The sequence below is a fragment of the Cronobacter sp. HA18003 genome (genome assembly GCF_011605905.1).
Taxonomy (GTDB): domain Bacteria; phylum Pseudomonadota; class Gammaproteobacteria; order Enterobacterales; family Enterobacteriaceae; genus Cronobacter; species Cronobacter sakazakii.
Genome location: NZ_JAANQO010000021.1, coordinates 520,319 through 538,268, shown reverse-complemented (window position 1 = coordinate 538,268; position 17,950 = coordinate 520,319). Strand labels below are relative to the sequence as shown.

The window sequence follows — 17,950 nt, the reverse complement described above, 5'->3', positions numbered from 1 at the left end:
CCATGAACGGGTCACTGCTTGAAGGGCCGGGCCGACATTTACGCGCGCTGCGCGGGCGACTGATGGTGGATCTGGCGAAGGGCGAAGACGAAGAACGTTACGGTCGTTCGCATCCGCAGCATCAAAACATGCGAGAGCGGCTGCAAAAATCGCTGGCCGTCACGCGTGCGGAACCCATTGCGGCCACCCCGGAGGTAGCGGCGCTGCATCTGCTGGAGTCGCTCTCTCGCCAGAGCCCGCCGGGGCATCTGGCATTAAGCCTCACCGCGCAGGCGCTGGCGCGTCGCAGCCAGCGTCTTGCTGAGAAAGGCGTTTGCGCGCCCTTTGCACAAGCGCTTGAGGTGACGGCCGGGCAGTATCAGCACAGCGCCGCGCGGCTTGAGGCGCAACTGCGTCAGGGCGATTTACTGGCCGCGGCGCAGCGCCACGCCAGCGAGGTTATGGCGCGCTGGCAACGCGGTGAATTTAACGGCTGGTCGCCTGTCGGGCGCTGCTACGTGGCGCTTCAGGAGCTGCACTGGGGGGCGTTCGGCGATGCCCTGCGCTTAGGTGAACCCCAGTACAAAACCGCGTTGTTACCGCCGGTGTATGACGACACCGCCAGATTACTTGCGCACAGCGTTAACGCCTCGCCCGACACGCGGCATTTCTACCACCAGTGGCTGCATACGCCGCCACAGCCGGGCCTGCTTGAGCATAAAGATATCCTCTGCTGGCTGGGCGCGATGCATGACAGCGAGCGTCAGCCGGTCAGCTGGTCGGTGACGCAAACCTGGCAGAGCGTCTCGCTCGGGATGCCGCGGATCTGTTCCGCAAGGCGGCTGGTGAACGCGCTGGTGGAAGAGATTTTCCTGCTCTGAACGCCCAACCACACCCCGCCGATGCGGGGTGCTTTCTTCTTTACACGGACTTTACCGGTGCAGCGTGCTCGTACTGACGCTTTCAGCGTGTGCTACCGCTGGTGCCTGTTTCGCCACATGGCGGGCATAGAGCGCGGTGATGATGGGCACCAGAATCGCCGTCACGATAACGCTCGCGGCGACCAGGGCTGTGGCTTGCGCGGCCACCGGCTCAAACGCGGGGTTGATTTGCGCGATGATAACCGGGTTCGCGACCGCCGCCCCCGCCGCGGAAGAGGCCGCCACGCCAGCCGTACCGTTACCGCCGCCCAGAAACTTATCTGCCATGATCAACGGAATACCGGTAATAATGATGACGGCGACACCCAACACAATCCCCAGCAGGCCCGTTTCCAGAATCACGCGCAAATTAATGGTATTGCCGAGCGCGAAGCCAAAGAACGGGATCAGCACCGGCGTGGCTTTGCTGAAGAACGCGCGCAGATCGTGGTCAAGATTGCCGAGCGCGAAGCCTATCAGAAACGGCAGCACCGCGCCGATGAAGTGATGCGGCTCGAAAGAGGCGAGACCGGCAGAGCCCAGAATCACCATCGTCATCAGCGGGCCAGATTCCAGCGACATTAGCACAAACGCGCCGGACTCTTCCTTCGTGCCGTACTGATTCATCAGGCTGGCATACAGCCCGCCGTTGGTCATGTCCATCGCGGAAACGATAGCCAGTACCGACAGCCCGGCGAAAAAGCCGGTCTGAATGCCGGTGTCGGGAATAAACGAGGCCGCAATCATCGCGACAAGCCAGGCCACAGCGATTTTGGTCAGTACCAGCGTGCCAGATTTACGCAGTACCGTACCGGTCGCGCGTAAATCAATGGACGCGCCAATACAGAAAAACCAGACGGCGAGAACAGGTACCGTTCCGCTAATCATGCCTTTCGTAAACGAACCGAAATAATTCCCGGTTTCCGGAGCCAGCGTATTTAAAATGGCGCCAAGTAACAGCGGGATAAGCATCATCCCCCCGGGGATGCGTTCCATCGTAGCTTTAATCTTCATCATAAACCTCAGCGGTTTTATTCAGCCCAGGCTGAATTAAGGTTATAAGTGCCCACCGATAAAAATGATTATTTTTCATCGGGTTATGTTGGTGTTTTTTGTGGGGCAGCCGTGGCGAGGCAGCGGCGGCTGGCATCTTCGGTATAAGAATTGAGACTGGTCTGTGTGCGACTTATCCCGTTATTGAAGCGACTGGCGCTACTATTACTCTTGTGGAATAATGATTCAATAGAAATGAAACGATGTTTTAGTTACATCGATCACATTATTGATTCACGTGTTTGATAGCATCAAACGCAGCGAAAATTTATGTAAATCCACTGTTATTTAATTGGGGTTTTTACGCTTATCTGATACCGGGACTCGATCCCCGTAACGTCACGAGGAGTCAGAATGGACGTTCGTCAAAGCATTCATAGCGATCACGCGAAAACCCTGGATACCGCCGGGCTTCGCAGGGAATTTTTAATCGAGACGATTTTTGTGGCTGACGAGTACACCATGACGTACAGCCATATCGACCGCATCATTGTGGGCGGCGTGATGCCGGTAAACCGCACGGTGAGCGTGGGCAGTGAGGTGGGCAAGCAACTGGGCGTGAGCTATTTTCTGGAGCGCCGCGAGCTGGGGGTCATTAATATCGGCGGGCCAGGGCTTATCACGGTGGACGGCACGCGCTATGAAATGAACAGCCGCGACGGGCTGTATGTCGGCAAGGGCGCGAAAGAGGTGGTGTTTGAAAGCGCCGACGCGGCGAATCCCGCGCGTTTTTACTATAACTGCGCGCCGGCGCATACGACATTTCCAACCAAACGCGTGACGCCTGCGGATGTTTCGCCGGTGCATCTTGGCGAGGATGTGACCAGCAACCGCCGTACCATCAATAAATATTTTATTCCTGACGTACTGGAGACCTGCCAGCTCAGCATGGGCCTGACGGAGCTGGCACCGGGCAACCTGTGGAATACGATGCCGTGCCACACGCACGAGCGGCGCATGGAGGTCTACTTCTATTTTGGACTGGAAGAGAACAGCTGCGTCTTTCACATGATGGGCCAGCCGCAGGAGACGAGGCACATTGTGGTGCAAAACGAGCAGGCGGTCATTTCACCGAGCTGGTCGATTCACTCAGGCGTCGGGACGCGCGCGTATACGTTTATCTGGGGAATGGTGGGCGAAAACCAGGTCTTCGACGATATGGATCACGTTGCGGTGAAGGATTTGCGCTAACCGCACACGCATAAAAAAAGCCTCGTCAGTGACGAGGCTTTTTTGTTGGCTTACGCGCCGCGCTTGTCTTCGATATTACGCTCGAAATCAGAGGCGTCGTGGCGCTCGTGAAGCTGCTCGTTGAGCGGCCCCCAGGTGCGGTTAACGATGCGCCCGCGCTGCACGGCCGGACGTTGTGCGACCTCTTCGGCCCAGCGCTTCACGTTTTTGTATTCATCAACCTGCAGGAATTTACTCGCCTCATACAGCCCGCCGATAATCAGGTTACCGTACCACGGCCAGATGGCGATATCGGCAATCGAATAGGCGTCGCCCGCGATAAAACGGTGCTGCGCGAGCTGTCTGTCCAGCACGTCGAGCTGGCGTTTGGCTTCCATCGTGAAGCGGTTAATCGCGTACTCGATTTTCTGCGGCGCGTAGTGGTAGAAGTGGCCGAAACCACCGCCGAGATAAGGCGCTGACCCCTGTAACCAGAACAGCCAGTTCAGCGCTTCGGCGCGTCCGGCGTAATCTTCCGGCAGGAACTGGCCGAACTTATCGGCGAGATAAAGCAGGATCGCGCCGGATTCAAATACGCGCACCGCGGGCGTGACCGAACGATCCAGCAGCGCCGGGATCTTGGAATTAGGGTTCACCTCAACGAAGCCGCTGGAGAACTGATCGCCTTCACTGATGCGGATCAGGTGCGCGTCATATTCCGCGCCGCTGATGCCAAGCGCCAGCAGCTCTTCCAGCAGGATAGTGACTTTCTGGCCGTTCGGCGTGCCGAGCGAATAGAGCTGTAACGGGTGTTTGCCGACCGGCAGCGTTTTTTCATGCGTCGGCCCCGCGATGGGACGGTTAATGTTTGCAAAGGCACCGCCAGACTGCGGTTCCCAGGTCCAGACTTCAGGTGGCTGATATTCGTTTTGAGACATAATGTTATCCCGCGCGATGAGTAAGGAAGTAAACCGGCCGTCCGGTTCGCGTTTTCGAGTGTAGCAGGCGAGGGCGTACTCGCCTGTTATCCGGTTGTGGCATTACCCCACTCAACAGCCCGCGGCGATGTAGTCGCCGTTCTGGCTGACAGGAATCACCGTGAGGAAGAGAACGACCGCGAACAGCAGTAGCGCCAGCCCGCCTGCAATCCGCAGCAGCGCAGCGATACGCTGCGCCTGAGCGGCCGTGGTTTGCGTGCCAAAAAGCCGTGTGGTGGTGCGCCGGGCATATTGCACGCCAAGCGACAGCGCCATAATCGAGAGCGCCGTACCGAGCGCCATCGTCATCACCGCCGCCATTCCCCAGCTCGCCATGCCCAGCGCATTGGCAAACAGCATAATCATTATCGCGCCGCTACAGGGCCGCGCGCCGATAGCGGCGATAACGCCAAGCCGGGCGCGCCAGTCGCCACCATGATTTTCACGGCCGACACCATGATGGCCGCAGCCGCAGTTTTCCGGGTGCGATTGCACAGGCGTCAGCGAATGGATTTTCAGGCGCGGCGCACGCAGGCTTCTCGCGGCGCGCAGAATAAGAAACAGCCCGAACGCGCCGATAAGCAGCGCGCTTACCTTTTCGAGATACCAGCGGCTTTGGCTCAGATCGCCAGACGCCAGGTTAAAGCCGACCGCCAGGATAAACACAAACGCGATGGCGCTGACGCCCTGCATCAGGCTGCCCGCGAGCGGCACCACTCTTGCCGCGAAAAGGTTTTCGCGGTGGGTGGCAAGATACGCGCTGACGATAAATTTGCCGTGCCCTGGCCCGATGGCATGCAACACGCCGTAAATAAACGCGCCGCTGATAAGCCAGAGGCCGCCGGTGTACTGATGGTTATTGAGCTGCAACAGATAAAGCACCAGATAGCGGTGCAGCGCGATTTGCAGGCTGAACGCCCATTGTAAAAACGCGCCCCAGTGGCTGTAGAAGAAAAACGCCACGCCCAGCGCAAAGAGCGTTAACAGCAGCGCGCCGGGACGATGCCAGCGGCGGTTCAGGATGGCAGTCGACATGCAGTTATCCCGTGAATGAGCATTAAGCAAGTATAACGATGAAAGCGTTAGGGAGCAGCGGGACAAACAGGTGCAGCAATACCAACAATCGTTACCGCTTTCCGGTGGTATACAACTTACGTCATTCTTACACGGCCATCATTGTTGTTGAGTAATTATTCATAAAGCAAATGTGAAATAATAATACACTTACTAAATTAATATTCATTAAGCCATTTTAGACGACATTCTCCTCAGCGATTGATATCACCAATAATAAAGGTGCGCTTATGGTAAAGGAAAATTCATGTGCGGTTCGAAAATGTCCATGATGCCATATAAGTTTGTAGACTAAAATCGATGGCGTTTTCAAGGCGCTAATGGCAGCGCTTTATTGATGTTCGTTGGCGGGAGGCATTGGATACAGGCATTGTACATGTGCGTCTGTCATTATTAATATTACCCGGATGTCATTCTCTTACGTGCGAATGGTGGGTTTTATCTTCATATTGATGGGGATAGAAATTTTTGTGATGTAACTCTCTGAAATTGATTAATAAAAAATTAATTCCTTTATCTCTCTTTAATAAGCTAATTATATTAAACTATAAAATATATACCGGTAAATTATTCATTGTATGAATTTATATCGCTGGGGAACGATGCGCCATGAAATGGCAGGATAGATTTCCTGATATCAGTCAATATCAGATAAAATGCTGTTGTGAGAAAGTGAAGTTTCTTATCGATCATTATTTGTTACCTTTGAATTCATTGATCTGTTTTTAAAGTGGAATAAGCTTGGCGAAAACAGAACGCAGCACAGGATGTGACTTATTTTGGATTCACTCGCCCATTCATCTTATTTTTTATCTTCAGCCTCTGACGCCAGTGCTTATATAGATACCCTGCTGCAGGATACGTACCTGTTCGTGATGGATGTTCATCATCAGCCTGCGCTGGTACGTGACGAGGCGCTGTATCGCCGCGCGGTGAAGCTGGTGGAGGCTGTGCAGGAAAAACTGAACGCCAGAAAGGAAAGAGACGTTTTCATTCACCACGTTATTTATGCACAGTGCGCCATGATGGATGACGCGGTACTGAACAGCGCCTCTTCTGAGGATAACTACGTCTGGCTGCGAAACCCGCTGCAGGCGCTGTTTATCGGGCAAATGCGGGCCGGAGAAGTGATGCCAGAACGGACGCGGGCGCTGCTGCGGGAGGCCGCGCCAGATCCGCGTCTGCTGGTGCTCTACCAGCGTCTGTATGGCATGGGCTACAGCCAGCGGTGGATGGAAATATCTCCGGATCATGCCTTTCGGGAGAATACGGCTGAACTCACCGAGTCCCTGAATACGCTGGTGCCAGCCGGTGAACAGCCCTTGTCTGCTGCGCTGGTGGTGGAGCGCCACCCGACGATACGCGGCCGGTTACTCCGTTCCCGCATGGTCCATATCACGCTGGCATTTTTGCTGACTGCCGGGCTGATAGCGCTCCTGCAATCTTCATTACAACATTTACTTCAGTCAGCCCTGCCGGGCTGAGTATCGTCTATCCCGGCAAGGAACGCATCGGGTGCCGGGTCAGCATAAGGAAGCCATGATGACGACTACATCCCCTGTTCTGGATGCGCTAAGCCTCAATCGCTACCACCTCAAAATTAAGGGCTGCACTGCGCCGCTGGACGTGGAGTCATTTGAAGGTCGCGAAGGGTTAAGCACCCGTTATCGTTATGACGTGCGACTTACCAGCAGCGATAAGGATATCGATCCGGCGATGATGCTGATGAAGAATGTTACCTTCATCATGCAGACTCTGCCGCAGACGGCGTTTCGCCGTACCCTTGCCCCGGAAGTCCAGCGGACGCTGTATGGCGTAATCACTCACTTTTCCCGCCTTTCCGTTTCGCGTGATGAAGCCACATACAGCCTGACGTTTGAACCGCGCCTTTCGCTGCTTGATAACAGCCGCCGTAGCGCCATCTACCAGAACCTGTCCGTCCCGGAAGTGGTGGAGAAAATTCTGCGTGAACACCACAACTGGCCGGGTTGGCTGTTTGAGTTTCGCCTGAGTAATACGTATCCGTCGCGGGAAATTATTACCCAGTTTATGTTGTCGGATGCAGAGTTTATCGACCGTCTGCTCTCGGAAGTGGGCATCTGGTATAACTTTACCCAGGACATCGAGACCGGGCATGAAATGGTGGTGTTCGGCGATTCAGACCGGGGCTGGCAGTATGGCGTCACTGTTCCGGTGGTGAACCTGGCGGGCATGCACGATAACCGCGCGGAATCGGTGTGGAATTTACAGGCACACCATCAGGTGACGGAGCGCTCGGTCAGTACACACGATTACAACTACCGTACCGCTGATGTCATCATGAATGCGGATGCCGACCTGACTCACGATGACGACAAAACCACGTACGGTAATGACTACCACTATACCGATGGTTTTCTTAGCGAAGGCGAGCAGTACGCCACGGCGGGGAACCAGAGTGCTGAAAGCGGGTATTTTTATGCCCGCCTGCGCCACGAACGCCAGCTGAACCGCCAGCACCGCCTCAGCCTTGAAAGCAACTCCACGCTTATTGCCCCGGGCCAGGTGCTGAAGGCCCAGGGCGACAATTCCCGCGCCTTTGCCGAGGGCATGCTGGTGACCGCCATAGAAACTTCCGCCAGCCGGAGTTCGCACTATCGGCTTAAAGCTAAAGGGATAGCGTACCGGAGTACGGTCTGCTTCCGCCCGGTCCATCAGCCCCGCGCCCGTATTACCGTTCCGCTGACGGCGCGCATCACCAGTTCGCAGGCGGGTGATATCTACAGCCATATCGATAAACAGGGCCGCTACCGGGTTCGCTTCGATTTTGATAAGGACAGCTGGCCGCAGGGCGGTGAAAGCCCGTGGCTCAGACGCGCCCGCGATTACGCCGGAGATAACTTCGGGCTGCATCTGCCGCTGATACAGGGCACCGAAGTGGCGGTGATGTTCGACGGCGGTCACCCGGACTGGAAAATCTCCGCTGACCCGCAACTGGTCTCCATCACACGCAGCGCGCTGCTGCGCCTGATTGGTCAGCGTAACGCGGAATCGGCGCTTTATCAGAAGATGCTGCAACAGGTATCGCATAACTACGCCGATATGCGTCTCTCCGACATGACCGGCGATACCGATGCCTCGCGTCTGTTTACCACGGATGAAGTGGTGCCAGGGATGTTCACCCGCGACGCCTGGGACAACGCCGTACAGCCTGCCATTGATAAGGTGGTGAATGAGCGCCGGGATGAAATCGACTGGGTACTGACCGACAGCAAACACCAGGTGGCCTCTGATATTTCACCGGCGGCGCTTAAGGCCCGCCTGACAGAGCGCTACTTTACCGATTACGCCGGAGCCTGGCTTGATTTCCTCAACAGCCTGCACTGGCAGAATGCCGCCACGCTCTCGGATGCGATTGACCAGCTGACATTGCTCGCTGACGTGCGCCAGTCACCGCTGGTGGCGCTGATGAACACCCTGAACGTGCAGGGCCGTGCCGGTCAGACGCAGGAAGCGCTTTCTGATTCACTGGTGAAATCGGCACAAAACCTGCTGCACAGCGATGGCGCAAAGGCCATCGACCAGCAGGCGGGACCGCATGGGCCGCTGGAAGCGACCTTTGGCCCGACGCTTGCGCTACTCAGCAACCAGAACGGTGGCAGCGACAGCCTGAGCCTGCAGACCTTCCTCACCCGCGTGACCCGCGTTCGCCTCAAACTTCAGCAGGTAACCAATACTGCTGACCCGCAGGCGATGATGCAGGCGCTGGCGCAGACCGTGTTCCAGGGCAAATCGGTGGATGTGACCGACACCCGCGATTACGGCAGCCTGGTAGCGGCCAGCCTCGGTCAGGAGTGGGGCGGTTTTGGCCAGGCGCTGTTTGTTCAGCCGATGGAGCAGGCCTGGCAACAGGTGTTAGCCCCGACGGCAGAGAGCATTAACAGCCAGTGGCAGCAGACCATTGTGAACGACTGGGAACATGATTTTAACGACCGCTGGCCGTTCTCGCCTGACAAACAGAGTGAGGCTTCGCTGCCGCTGCTTTCGCAATACCTGCGTAACGACACCGGGCGTATCACTCAATTTGTGAAAACCAGCCTCGGCGGTGTGCTGCATAAAGAAGGCCGTCGCTGGGTGCCGGATGCCATCAGCAGCCAGGGGCTGCACTTCAATCCAGAATTTCTGGATGCGCTGAATGCGCTCAGCGAACTGGCTGATGTGGTGTTCACCAGCGGCGATGCCGGCGTGCATTTTCAGCTGATGGGTAAACCGGCCCGTGACGTGATGCAGACCACGCTGTTCCTCGACCAGCAAAAACTGGATTACCACAACCAGGTAGAGAGCTGGCAGCCGTTTGTCTGGCCGGACAGCCAGTGGAAGCCGCGCACCACGCTTACCTGGACCAGTGTGAACACTGGCGAGCGTATTTACGCTGATTACCCCGGAAGCTGGGGCTTTATCCGTCTGCTGGATAAGGCGCAGGTGAAGGCAACGGACAACAGTACCTATGTCCTGCGCTGGAAAACAGCAGACGGCGACACGCTGAACATGATACTGCGCACGGAGGCGGGCGTTGGCCCGCTGGCGCTGCTGAGACTGAAAGGGTTCAGGCTGCCGCAGCAGGTGTTTGAAACCACGGGCGCAATGGCAACCCGCCATACAGAGAGCGATGCCGGAAGTGAGGAGTAAATGGAAGATTTAACCCTCCGCTACTTTGACACCGAAATGCGCTATCTGCGCGATGCGGCACGGGAGTTTGCACAACAGCACCCAGAAGAGGCCCGCCAGATGGGGCTCATGAAGAACGGGGCGATGGACGAATCGGTTGAGCGCCTGTTCCAGGGTTTTGCTTTCCTGATGGGGCGAGTGCGTCAGAAACTGGACGACGATTATCCGGAACTCACCGAAGGGGTTATCAGCCTGCTGTGGCCGCACTACCTGCGTCCGCTGCCGTCGATGTGCGTGGTGGAAATCGCACCGGACCCCGATGCGCTTAAGCACAGTGACATCATCCCTGAACATACCGAAGTGATTTCTGCGCCAGTGGGAGACAATCACGTACGCTGCCGCTACCGCACCACACGACCGCTGACCCTGCAGCCACTCCTGATTGAGAAAGCGGGTATCTTTACCGAGCCGGACGGCGAGAATACCCTGCGCCTGCGCTTTCAGTGCGGTAACACCGCCGACTGGCAACAACTGGATCTTTCGGCTCTGCCGGTCTACCTGAATGGCGATGCGCCGCTGGCCTCGCTGCTGCATCTGTTTCTGACCCGGCTGGTGGGACAGGCATATATCCGCTTTCCTGGTAACGTGGATCGCCATCCTCTGTCGCTGCGTTTTCGCGCCAGCGCCTTTGATGAAGACGCGCATCTGTGGGATGTGGAGAAGAGTGAGTACAGCGGCTATCAGCATCTGCTGGAGTATTTCACTTTCCGCGAAAAGTTTATGTTCGTCTCCCTGGAAGGGCTGGAGCAGGCTGACTGGCCGGAAGCGTTGCCGTGGTTTGAGCTGGAGCTGCGCTTCACACGGCCCTGGCCGCATGATTTTAGCGTCAGCGAAGAGAACCTGCGCCTGCACTGCGTGACGGCGGTGAATCTGTTCCGCCTTGATGCACGTCCGCTGGCGATTAATTCAGAGCAGACCGAATACCGCTTACAGCCGCTGCGTGATGACGACCCGCATACTGAAATCTTTGCGGTTGAATCCGTGGCGGCCTCGTCTGAAGAGGATGCGCCGCGTTACACGTCGTTTCGCCTCTTTGAACAGCGTGGCGGGATGCTGCGGCGTGAACGGCCGCCCCGGTATTTTCATACCCGCGTGCTGCGTGGCCCCTCCGGGCGCACGGAAACCTGGTTGATTCCCGGCGGCGAAGCATTTGAGCGGGAACGTCAGCAGCCTGATGAAGCACTGGTGCTGAGCCTCACTGGCACCAATGGCAGTCTGCCGCGCAAAACCCTGCAGAGTATCCTTCTCAATCAGCTTGCCGGTACGCCGCAAACCCCGGTTCGCGTGCGTAACCTTTGTCGGCCATCGATGCCCTGTTACCCGCCCAACGAAAACCGCTTTCACTGGAAACTGTTAAGTCAGCTTGGGAGTCGTTTCCTGTGGATGATGAACGATGCAGAGATGCTGCGTAACGCGCTGGCGCTTTATAACTGGACAGAGGACGACACAAATCGCCGTCGGTTAAGCGGCATTATTAAAGTTCAGCACCATCGCCTTGAATACTGGAAACGCGGCCTGCAGCGTGGTGTGGATATTGAGGTTACGCTCGACACCACGATGTTCGCCGGAGAAGGCGATGTCTGGCTGTTTGGCAGCCTGCTGAACCGCTTTTTCGCGCAGTACGCCGATATGCACCTGTTTAACCGACTCACCCTGATACTACAACCGACAGGACACTGCCTGCGATGGAAAGAAAACCATCAGTCAGCTTCACGCGGCTGAATGACGCGTTCGGCACACGCCTGCCGTACAGCAGCTTTTACCGCTTTCTGCAGTGGCTGGAAAAAACGCACCCGGAATACCCGCCGCTGGGGAGCTCCTGGCGTATCAGCGATGACCCGCTGCGACTGCGCCCGTATGCCGGGATGGGTTTTCCGGCGAGCGAGTTTAAAGGCATCGAACCTCATTTTGATGAGAGCCAGGACTCGCCGCCGACGGTCAGAACCACCTTTATGGGGCTGTACGGTATTACGTCTCCGTTACCCACAGCCTATATCGATGATATTGCGCAGCGGCGTGACGGCCATGAAACGGTAGAGCACTTTCTCGATATCTTTAACCACCGCCTGATAACGCAGTATTACCGTATCTGGCGCAAGCACAGTTACCCGGCGTCGTTTGAGGACGGCGGTACGGACAGGATTTCGCAGTGCCTGCTGGGGCTGGCGGGGCTCGGTATTCCCGGTACGGCAGAGCATCTGGATACGCCGTTGTCGCGTTTTCTTGGGATGCTCCCGGCTCTGCAACTGCCGGGCCGGACCGCAGAAGGGATTGCCGCCGTGGTCAGCATGGTTACGCCGGATACATCGGTGACGGTGAGACCGCGCTATCAGCGGAAAGTGGATATCCCGGAGCTGAGCCTGAGCGCGAACGGGGAAGGTTTTTGTCTGGATGACCGTCCGGTGATGGGCGGTTTCGCCTGGGATATGAACAGTACCATTGAAATCCGGCTGTATACCGAAAGCAAGGCTGATGTACGGGGCTGGATGCCGCCGGGATACACGCTGTATCACGATTTACTCTCACTGCTGCGTGTCTACCTGGGCTGGCGCTATGACGCGTGTATCTCCCTGACGTTTCCGCGCAGGCTGCTGCCCGCACCGCGCCTGACCGCACGTGACCACAAGGACAGCGTATACATGGGGTACTCGTTCCTGCTGGGGCACGACCCTGACGATACGGGGCCGGACCCGGAAATGCCGGACGAAGTGACGATTAAACTCGGCAGATACGAAGGACTGAAAAAGAACCCCGTTCGCCGCGAGGTAACAGAGGTTGAAGACTGAAAGGACAATGATGAAACGACTTACTCTATTACTGTTACTGGCTTTTATGCTAACGGGCTGCGGTCTGACGCAGCGGGTCAGCGACAGTACGACTTCAGTGGCAAAAGCCATTTTCTACAAACAGGTCAAAACATTGCATCTTGACCTTACTGCCCGTGCGGCACTGAACCCTGATGAAGACGGCATGCCACTGGCGACTGACGTATGGGTGTATCAGCTGAAAGACCGACAGGCGTTTGAGAAAGCGGATTATGCAGCACTGCAGTCCGACGCTGACACTGTACTGGGCGCTGATCTGGTGGCTGAAAAAGAGGTGTGGATACGACCGGGCACCACCGTATCGCTGGATATGCCGCTCGATGAAGAGACGCAGTACGTGGCGCTGGTGGCGCAGTTTCGCTCACCGGATGCGCGTAAGAACGACTGGCGACTGGTGCTGATGCGGGATGATCTTGACCCGGATAAACCGCGCACTGTGCTGCTGAAAGGGCATTCGATGACACTGAAATCAACAGAAGATAAATGAGGGACTCGAAACGGAGTGTAGCCGGAATTTGCTGAACAACTGCTGATAAATATAGAGGAAGAATGGGCTCTTTTTGCTCACTTACCAGGTGAACTGCAACTGGATGATTCCGAAGGCGTATAAACATACGCCTGTGAACATGAAAGCGGGGTGTATCAAATTTAGAGGATGTCACGGACCCGGACTAACGCCGTGTGCGGCGAATCATGGAACGCAGTTCGATGAAGAGTCCGTCTCTCCAAAAGCAAAAAACCAGCCCGTAGGCTGGTTTCTTTAAATTAGTGGTGCCCGGACCGGACAAAAACGCCGGGAGCGTTTTTGCACAGCGCTGCACTCAGGGCGAGTCGCAGGGATGCGACGAGTGAATCGAACGCAGTTCGATGGAGAGTCCGGTTCGCCAAAAGCAAAAAACCAGCCCGTAGGCTGGTTTCTTTAAATTAGTGGTGCCCGGACTCGGAATCGAACCAAGGACACGGGGATTTTCAATCCCCTGCTCTACCGACTGAGCTATCCGGGCAACGGGGCGCATTAAACCGTAAAGGCCCGAAGGCGTCAACGGCTTTGTCATAAAAAATCCGTCAATCTGTGCTGACTGGCTGATTTTCAGACAAAAAGGCACCCGTTAATGGGTTGTCAGGTCAGCGCGCCACCCTGACGGCACTGGGCGAATCGCAGGATATCTTCGGCGAGACGGCGCGCGGTATCCACATCCGCCTGGCTGCGTTTGACCAGCAGGCGGCTCAGACAGCCTTCCAGCACCAGTTCCATCTGCTCGGCGACCATCGCCGGATCGTCCACTTCGAGCTGCGTTAACAGCTCATGCGTGTAGTGATACGCCGCGCGTTTTTGCTGATCCGCCAGTTGATTAATCGGGTGCGACGCCTCGGGGTAAAACGTACAAGCGGCGATAAACAGACAGCCCGGGTAGCGATCCTGGCTGACGCAATCCGTCAGCGCCTGATAGCGCGCCATGAGCTTTTGCTCGGCGCTTAGCTCTTCGTTGTAGATCAGCTGGCGGCGCCAGGCGTCCACACGCTGGCTCAAATAGCGCAATGCGTCATACAGCAGTGCCTCGCGATCCGGCCAGTAGCGCTGGATCTCTTCCGTCGGACACTGTGCCGCGGCGGCCACCATTTCCGGTGTGGTATTGGCAATCCCTTCCCGTTCAAGGACATGCAGGGCTTGCTCCAGAACTTCTTCACGTTGCACGGTCTACTCCTCTCCGTTTAGCCCAACGGTTTCTCCCACCCAAGTGTTGTTTACCGCAGGCGATTGTGCAAATGCGTTGCAAACGCGGGGGCGTCCATAAAACCGGTGACGCGGCCATTTGGGATCTCGTTACCCTGCGCATCGAAGAAAATAATCGTGGGCAGCCCGAGCACATTAAGGCGCTTCAGCAATGCCACATCGGCGGCGCTGTTGGCGGTGACGTCGGCCTGCAACAGCACCGCGCCATCAAGCGCGCGCTGCACCTCTGGCGCGCTGAACGTGTATTTTTCAAACTCTTTACAGGCGACGCACCAGTCGGCGTAGAGATCGAGCATCACCGGCTTGCCTTTGGCCTGCGCCAGCGCGCGGTCGAGATCGTCCACCGTGGCGATGCGGGTGAAGGCCAGATGCGCCTGGGATTCCGCGACAGGCGCGCCGAAAACCCAGTCCTGCAACGGACGGGCGCAAATCATTGCCGCACCCAGCAGGACGATTTGCACCGCGCGCATCCAGGAGCGGGTGGCGTTCAGGCTCGTGACAAACGCCCAGCCGAAGAACGCGACGCCAAGCACGCTCCAGAGACGCACTCCCCACGGCTCGCCCAGCACGCGCTCCAGCAGAAATACCGGTAGCGCCAGGATAACAAAGCCGAACGCGGTTTTTACCTGCTCCATCCACGGGCCGCTTTTTGGCAGCAGTCGGTTGCCGAAAACGGTAACCAGAATCAACGGCAGGCCCATGCCGAGCGCGTAGAGATACAACGTACCGCCGCCGAGCCACAGGTTCCCGCTCTGGGCGATATAAAGCAGAATGGCGCTGAGCGGCGCAGTGGTGCAGGGCGAGCAGATAAGCCCTGCAATCGCGCCCATCGCAAACACGCCGCCCGGCGAGCCGCCGCGCTGGCGGTTGCTCATTAGCGTCAGGCGCGTTTGCAGCGACGCGGGCAGTTGCAGCGTAAAGAGCCCAAACATCGAGAGCGCCAGCAGAACAAACACCGCAGAGAGCGTCACCAGCACCCACGGGCTTTGCAGCGCCGCCTGAAATTGTAGCCCCGCGGCGGCGACCACCAGCCCGAGCGCGGTGTATGTGAGCGCCATCCCCTGTACGTAGATAAACGCCAGCAGCAACGCGCGGCGGGTGGAAAGGCGTTTGTCGCCGCCAAGCACGATGCCGGAGATAAGCGGGTACATGGGGAGCACGCAGGGGGTGAAAGCGACGCCGATGCCGATGAGCAGCGCCCAGAACGCGGAGAAGGGCAGGGTGGCGGAAGGCGAATCGCTGTTAACGCGGGTTTGCTCGCCAGTGGCGGCCGAAGGCGTAGCGGCGTTGGCTTTAACACTCTCTGTCGGTTCGACGGCGCTCAGCGGCACCGTGCGGGTTTCCGGCGGGTAACAGAAACCGGCTTCAGCGCAGCCCTGGTACGTCACGCTCAGCGTCGCGCCCGGTGCCGCCTGCTCTACCGTGACCGGCACGCTGAGCGCGTCACGGTAGATTTCGCTTTTGCCGAAGAACTCATCTTCATGCGGCTCGCCAGTGGGTAGCGCAGGCGGCGCCACGCTGGCATTCGCAGGCGTTACGCGAATTTGCTGGCGGTAGAGATAGTAGCCGGGCTTAATCTGCCAGTTCAGCGTCAGCTGATGTTGCTGCTGCTGAAAATCAAAGGCAAAAGCCTGGTCTGCCGGCACAAACTGCGAGGCGTTTTGCTGGCCGAAGAGCGAGGCCGAAGCATGAGCGCTGCAAAACAGCAGGATCAGCGTAAGGATGCGGTGAGCCATGAGAGGTAATCGTTGTCTCCATGAATGACGGGGATCACAAGCAGTTCGGGTGTCTGGTACGGGTGATGGCTTTTAAGACACGTCAGCAGCGCCTGCTGACGCGCGGTATCGCTTTTTAACACCATCTGCACCTCGTACTCTTGCTCCAGTTTGCCTTCCCAGTAGTAGAGCGACGTGGCACCCGGCAGCAGCGTCACGCAGGCGGCGAGATTTTCCGCCAGCGCTTTGGCCGCCAGATCCTGCGCGGTGGCTTCGTCCGGCGCGGTGCAAAGCACAACGACGGCGTCCGGCGCGGCGTGAGTAACGGTATTTTCATCCAGCATAAAGCCCTCCTGCCTGAAAAGTGTGAACGGCTACTATACAACGGCAGAAGCGGGCGCGTTAGCCGTTGAGCACAGGTGTGAGGGGTTGTGACGTAAAAAGGGGCGCCGCAGCGCCCCGGAAGATCACAGCATGACGCTGCCCAGCAGGAAGCCAAAGCAGACGGAGAGCACAACGCCGAGCGTGCCCGGAATAAAAAACGGGTGGTTAAAGACGAAGCGGCCAATACGCGTGGTGCCGGTATCGTCCATCTGTACGGCGGCAACCAGTGTCGGATAGGTCGGCAGAATAAACAGGCCGGAAACGGCGGCAAAAGAGGCGACGGCTGTCAGCGGGGAGACGTTCAGCGCCAGCGCCATTGGCATCAGCGCTTTGGCGGTCGCCGCCTGTGAATAAAGCAGCGCGGAGGCGATAAAGAAAATCAGCGCCAGCAGCCACGGGTGGCCCTGAATCACGCTGCCCGCCGTGGCTTTGATCCAGTCGATATTGGCGGAAACGAAGGTGTCGCCAAGCCACGCCACGCCGAGGATACAGATACAGGCGCTCATCCCCGCTTTAAAGGTGCTGGAGTTCAGAATGGTGTCGGTTTCCACGCGGCAGAGAAGCGTGATAAGCGTCGCGACGCTCAGCATGATGATGAGGATAGCGCTGGTGGTGTTCATCAGCGGTTTTGCCACAAGACCGAGGCTCGGGCTGTTGATAATCGCATATGCAACAACGCAAACCACGCCCAGCAGGAACAGCCACACGGAGGTTTTGGCGCGCGGTTTGATGTCAATTTGCTTATCGCCGCGCAGCTCGATTAACCCCTCTTCAAGACGTTTGAGGTACACCGGATCATCGGAAAGCTTCGAGTTAAACAGGATGGAGACGAGAAAAGACATCACCAGCACCGCCGCGAGCGTAGAAGGGATAACGACCATCAGCAGATGAATGTAGCTGACGCCGTGACCTTCCATCACCGAGGACATATACACCACGGCGGCGGAAATCGGCGACGCCGTGATGGCTATCTGCGCGGCGACCACGGCGGTAGAGAGCGGACGGCAAGGTTTCACGCCCTGTTCTTTCGCCACTTCAGCGATAACCGGCAGCGTGGCGAGCGAGATATTCCCGGTACCGGCGAAAATCGTCAGAAAGTAGGTGACGATGGGAGCCAGTATCGTGATGTATTTCGGGTTTTTGCGCAGCAGCTTTTCCGTCTGGTTGACCAGGAAATCGAGCCCGCCCGCGACCTGCATGGCGGAGATAGCGGCGATCACCGCCATAATGATTGAAATAACATCAAAAGGGATATTGCCGGGTTTTACCCCGATGGCGGCGAGAACCAGCACCCCCAGCCCGCCGGCGTACCCAATCCCGATTCCTCCAAGCCTGGCGCCAAGAAAAATGGCCAGTAAAACGATGATAAGTTCGACGACTATCATGATGGCTTCCTTGATGGTTAATTGTT

14 protein-coding genes and 1 tRNA gene are annotated in these 17,950 nt (G+C 57.2%); 7 read left to right on the top strand and 8 right to left on the bottom strand.

Going from position 1 to position 17,950, the window contains the following annotated elements:
• The first annotated feature begins 2 nt into the window (after positions 1–2).
• Entirely contained in the window at positions 3–860 is an 858-nt protein-coding gene (locus G6041_RS13700; protein WP_004388188.1) for a diguanylate cyclase regulator RdcB family protein, read from the top strand.
• Positions 861–911: 51 nt separating this feature from the next.
• Here G6041_RS13700 and kdgT read toward each other — a convergent pair whose 3' ends face one another.
• Complete coding sequence (gene kdgT / locus G6041_RS13695) at positions 912–1,913, bottom strand: 2-keto-3-deoxygluconate transporter (protein WP_041460360.1); 1,002 nt, start codon at positions 1,911–1,913, stop codon at positions 912–914.
• 393 nt (positions 1,914–2,306) lie between these two features.
• Here kdgT and kduI point away from each other — a divergent pair, with 393 nt between their 5' ends.
• Positions 2,307–3,143: a 5-dehydro-4-deoxy-D-glucuronate isomerase gene (gene kduI, locus G6041_RS13690; RefSeq protein ID WP_012123656.1), complete on the top strand. Its 837-nt coding sequence runs from the start codon at positions 2,307–2,309 to the stop codon at positions 3,141–3,143.
• A 50-nt stretch (positions 3,144–3,193) separates the two neighbouring features.
• On the opposite strand, the gene yghU is transcribed toward kduI, so the two are convergent.
• Entirely contained in the window at positions 3,194–4,060 is an 867-nt protein-coding gene (gene yghU / locus G6041_RS13685) for a glutathione-dependent disulfide-bond oxidoreductase (RefSeq protein WP_012123657.1), read from the bottom strand.
• Between the two features lie 111 nt (positions 4,061–4,171).
• Entirely contained in the window at positions 4,172–5,134 is a 963-nt protein-coding gene (locus G6041_RS13680) for a nickel/cobalt transporter (RefSeq protein WP_012123658.1), read from the bottom strand.
• Between the two features lie 818 nt (positions 5,135–5,952).
• On the opposite strand from G6041_RS13680, the gene G6041_RS13675 reads away from it, so the two are divergent.
• The 5 genes from G6041_RS13675 to tssJ are packed head-to-tail and all read left to right on the top strand — an operon-like array spanning position 5,953 to position 13,192.
• On the top strand, positions 5,953–6,657 hold the full coding sequence (locus tag G6041_RS13675) for a DotU family type IV/VI secretion system protein (RefSeq protein WP_041460361.1): 705 nt from the start codon (positions 5,953–5,955) through the stop codon (positions 6,655–6,657).
• 58 nt (positions 6,658–6,715) lie between these two features.
• The gene (vgrG, locus tag G6041_RS21460) at positions 6,716–9,841 is read left to right on the top strand and encodes a type VI secretion system tip protein VgrG (protein WP_227003023.1); all 3,126 of its coding nucleotides are present in this window, start codon (positions 6,716–6,718) and stop codon (positions 9,839–9,841) included.
• A complete protein-coding gene (gene tssF, locus G6041_RS13665) occupies positions 9,842–11,602 on the top strand; it encodes a type VI secretion system baseplate subunit TssF (RefSeq protein WP_012123662.1) in 1,761 nt (586 codons plus the stop codon).
• Positions 11,566–12,666, top strand: coding sequence for a type VI secretion system baseplate subunit TssG (gene tssG / locus G6041_RS13660; RefSeq protein ID WP_012123663.1), 1,101 nt, complete (start codon positions 11,566–11,568; stop codon positions 12,664–12,666). Before tssF ends, tssG begins: the two co-directional genes overlap by 37 nt.
• A 7-nt stretch (positions 12,667–12,673) precedes the next feature.
• Entirely contained in the window at positions 12,674–13,192 is a 519-nt protein-coding gene (tssJ, locus tag G6041_RS13655) for a type VI secretion system lipoprotein TssJ (RefSeq protein WP_012123664.1), read from the top strand.
• A 441-nt stretch (positions 13,193–13,633) separates the two neighbouring features.
• Here the strand turns inward: tssJ and G6041_RS13650 are convergent.
• The 5 genes from G6041_RS13650 to G6041_RS13630 form a co-directional block, all read right to left on the bottom strand.
• A tRNA-Phe gene (locus G6041_RS13650) sits at positions 13,634–13,709 on the bottom strand.
• 116 nt (positions 13,710–13,825) lie between these two features.
• Positions 13,826–14,401: a transcriptional regulator gene (locus G6041_RS13645; protein ID WP_166491665.1), complete on the bottom strand. Its 576-nt coding sequence runs from the start codon at positions 14,399–14,401 to the stop codon at positions 13,826–13,828.
• A 50-nt stretch (positions 14,402–14,451) separates the two neighbouring features.
• The gene (locus tag G6041_RS13640; protein WP_012123666.1) at positions 14,452–16,176 is read right to left on the bottom strand and encodes a protein-disulfide reductase DsbD; all 1,725 of its coding nucleotides are present in this window, start codon (positions 16,174–16,176) and stop codon (positions 14,452–14,454) included.
• A complete protein-coding gene (gene cutA, locus G6041_RS13635) occupies positions 16,152–16,499 on the bottom strand; it encodes a divalent cation tolerance protein CutA (protein WP_004387013.1) in 348 nt (115 codons plus the stop codon). Before cutA ends, G6041_RS13640 begins: the two co-directional genes overlap by 25 nt.
• A gap of 123 nt (positions 16,500–16,622) precedes the next feature.
• Positions 16,623–17,924, bottom strand: a complete 1,302-nt coding sequence (locus G6041_RS13630; RefSeq protein WP_007887530.1) for an anaerobic C4-dicarboxylate transporter — start codon at positions 17,922–17,924, stop codon at positions 16,623–16,625.
• Between the last annotated feature and the right edge of the window lie 26 nt (positions 17,925–17,950).